Consider the following 3,186-nt stretch of genomic DNA (forward strand, 5'->3'; position numbering starts at 1 on the left):
AAGCAAATATTAAAAATAAAAATAACTAAAATAAATTAATTTGTGGATTTTAAATTTAAAATAAAATCCCATTATTGCTTGAAATTAAAAAATAAGAGTTTTAAATTGAAGATTCAATATTCAATTTTTCCCTTAAAAAAAAAATAGAAGTAGATAATTAAAATGCAATACTTGTGAAATACCCCTTGAGGGAGTATGAGTTTGTATTCCAATTAGCTACCTTACCTAACGAGTTTCTAGAACTTGTGGTATCAGCAACAGTCCATGTGTCACCAATCAATACTTGAGCAAATACATGCCCGTAGGTGTGACCACTGGAAAAACGACAATCAGCATGAACGTATCTAGTTGCCAAACCTGCAGCCCTAAACATAGCCACAGTTAAATGTGCTTGATCCACACAATTTCCAGATTTAGCGTTTAAAGTACCTACAGCACCATGTTTGGTGTTATAATAGAAACTATAAGCAATTGTATCCCTTACATAATTGAAAATTGCATAAGCTTTATCCTTTTCAGTTTTGCAACTTTTAGTCAACTTGGCAACCAAGTTTTTAATTTTTTCATTATTAACTTCACAGTTTTTGGAAGCTGCTAAGTATTCAGCTAAAGATTTAACTGTGTTTTTCATATTCATCGCACCTGATATTGCAGAGGATGAACCGGATAATGCTTTGATTGCAACGTAAGATGGCATTTTATCATTTTTTCCATAGGAAACCAATACTTTTGAAAATGCACTTACAATACCCTTATAACCTATTGTTCCGATTTTGGAACTTACGGAATTAGGCAAATTACCTTTTGAGTCTGCAGTTTTAACAACACTTTCTGCAACACTTAAATAATCTTTCAAGTATCCCAAATCAGTAGCGTCTTTAGGACTGGTAGGATTATTTAAAATTTTAAAGGATATGTCTTTTTTATTACCTGCTTTCAAATTGATAATAGCTTTTGAAGCTATATATAAATAATCTGCGGTTTTAACTGAGACATCACCTATTTTAACTGTAGAAGGCAATTTTCCATTTTTAGAAATGTAACTTTTAACAGTTTTAGCTGCTGCTAAAATATTTTTAATAGATACCTTATTTATCGCATATATTTTTGCAGAACCCTCCGCGGATTCATGGCTAAATTTAATGGTATGAGTTCCTTTAGATACAACACCCAAACTAACTTTAGCAATACCATTAGAGTTAGTTGTGCCTTTCAATGTTTTTCCATTGAAATTGAAGACAACATTTTTACCACTGACAGGATTACCTTTTTCATTAACTAACTTGACTGAATAGGATACATCGTTACCGATGGAAACATAGCTGTTTTCAGCAATGAATTTTGTTCCCTTAACTGTGATGTGCTTGGACAGCACATTAGACCTGTAAATAGGATCTGCTAAAAAGCTTTTAACTGAATAATATCCTACACCGTTAGTTACTTTTAATTTAGCAACACCATTTGAATCAGTTTCATAAACGTAAGATTTTGAACCGATAGTAGATTTTACAAGCACTCCTTTAAGAGCTTTTCCAGAGTTATCTTTGACAGTTACTTTATAAACGGAACCGTCATTTGCTTTCATGGTTAAGTCGCCAGCACTTATTTTAGCTTCTAATTTTAAAACTACAACTCTGTTTGAACCAGAACTATGGTCTTTATGTCCATTATTTAAATATGAATATTTCACCACATAGTTTCCAGGTTTTAAATTTTTTAATGGAATTTTAACGTTACCATTTTTAGTGGTTTTATAAGTGGTAGTGTTTCCATCAAGTGTAATTTTAACGTTTTTGTTTGGTAATGCTTTACCGTTAGCATCAGTTAATTTGACACTATATTTTGAACCATCATTGTATTTCACCACTTTGAGTGATGAAGTGAATTTTGTTGTTGCATCTGCGACAACAATCTTTGAACTGCCTGACTTTGCATAATAGTTAGAACTACCATCATAAACATAATTGATTTTATAAGTACCTTTAGAAAGAACCGGAATAGTCAGAGTAGCTTTCCCATTCTTATTAGTCTTTTTGGTTACTTTTTTATCATCATACTTAAAGATAATTTTTTTACTTTTAAGCAAATCGCCATTAGCTGATTTCAAGGTTACAGTGAATGATCCTTTTTTGTTGGTGTGGACGTAGGTTTTACTTTTTGCTTTAACACTGGTTGCCTCTTTCTTGACAACAATACTGTTTGAAACTTTTTCATTTGAATAAGGGTTAGTTGCAGTAACAGTGTATTTACCTACGGACAATTTAATGTTAAGACTAGCAACACCTTTACTATCAGTTGTTTTAGTATAAGTTTTACCGTTTACCTTGAAAGTAACTTTAGTATTTGACAATACTGAGTTATCTTTCCAAAATGTTACCTTATAGCTAGATGCTTCTCTATAAGTTTTAGTTAAATCACTTCCAACTGCAGAGGATAACACTTTAACTTTCTTGGAAAGTGATGATGAAGAGTAACCTGAACTTCCACCATAAGTCAATGCCAAAGTATATGATCCAACTTTTAAACTATCTGTTTTGAAAGTTGCAACACCCTTGTTATTGGTATATGCTGAATAGGATTTCTTATTCACTTTTAAAGAAATTTTTTGATTTGTTAAAGGATTTCCGGAATTATCTTTTAAAGTAACTTTGAAATAAGTAGCTGATTTTCCATAGTGGGTATCAGATACTGTTAACTTTGTAGATATTGGAGTAGCAGATTTTGTACTTGATTGATTTGAACTAGCAGCACCAACCATGTCCTTACTTGAACTAACAGTAAGAACACTATCAGAACTTGAACTAGTTGCACTTAGATTATCTGCTTCAACGCCATTGGAAGTTAATTGTTCATTATTATCCTCATAATTTGAATCGATATTAGCATTCAAAACATCATCATTCGGATAATCTCCCAAATTATCATCATGAGAATTAACTATATTAGTTTCTGAGATAGAATCCTCGTTAGAAATTTCTAATTTATTTTGTATGGATAATGTATCAACATTATCACCTATTAAATTTGAATCTTCTGTATTTGAAACATTTATTGAATCTGTTGCACTAACAGCTCCCACAAAAAGGAATAACATTAACACAAGAGATACCAATAATGTCCTATTTTTTATCGAAATTTTTCCACCTCTTGGTTCTCATTACGAAAATTTTATAGTAAAATATGATT

At 31.3% G+C, this 3,186-nt stretch carries 1 protein-coding gene; it reads right to left on the reverse strand.

Annotation, left to right across the window (positions count from 1 at the left end; all coding sequences use genetic code 11):
• Positions 1-157: 157 nt before the first annotated feature.
• The gene (locus ILA26_RS05630; RefSeq protein ID WP_292895138.1) at positions 158-3,094 is read right to left on the reverse strand and encodes an Ig-like domain repeat protein; all 2,937 of its coding nucleotides are present in this window, start codon (positions 3,092-3,094) and stop codon (positions 158-160) included.
• Between the last annotated feature and the right edge of the window lie 92 nt (positions 3,095-3,186).

The sequence above is a fragment of the Methanobrevibacter sp. genome (genome assembly GCF_017940815.1).
Taxonomy (GTDB): domain Archaea; phylum Methanobacteriota; class Methanobacteria; order Methanobacteriales; family Methanobacteriaceae; genus Methanocatella.

Coding starts and splice junctions, on each gene's coding strand:
- ILA26_RS05630 (WP_292895138.1), bottom strand. CDS start 3,094: ATGTTATTCCTTTTTGTGGGAGCTGTTAGTGCAACAGATTCAATAAAT.